The sequence below is a fragment of the Aliamphritea spongicola genome (assembly GCF_017051665.1).
In the GTDB taxonomy this organism is placed as follows: Bacteria; Pseudomonadota; Gammaproteobacteria; order Pseudomonadales; family Balneatricaceae; genus Amphritea; species Amphritea spongicola.
In genome coordinates this window covers 1-286 of record NZ_JAFIDL010000108.1, presented here as the reverse complement: position 1 = coordinate 286, position 286 = coordinate 1, and the positions used below count along the sequence as shown (strand labels likewise).

General features: G+C 44.1%; 1 protein-coding gene. It reads right to left on the bottom strand.

Annotation, left to right across the window (positions count from 1 at the left end):
- A partial coding sequence (locus JYB63_RS22945; protein ID WP_205660233.1) for a hypothetical protein occupies window positions 1–286 on the bottom strand: 286 nt, incomplete at both ends.

The window sequence follows — 286 nt, the reverse complement described above, 5'->3', positions numbered from 1 at the left end:
GCATTCAACGCGGCATATTCTTCCGCTGCTTTACGCGCAGCATCTGCTTCGGCTTGCTGTTGCATTGCTAAAAATTCGGCCGCACGAGCTTCTTGTTCAGCAACCGATTTTTCACGTGCTACACGTTGTTGTTCAAGTAAACGCTTTTCTGTTTCAACATCAACCGTTAACGGCTGAAGTTGAACCAACTCACCTTCGGCATTGCGTTGCACATTTTGTGTGACTAGCTCTGGTGTTTTAATATTATTTTGATGTATTTCTTCTTTGCCTTTAAGCAGTAATGCCG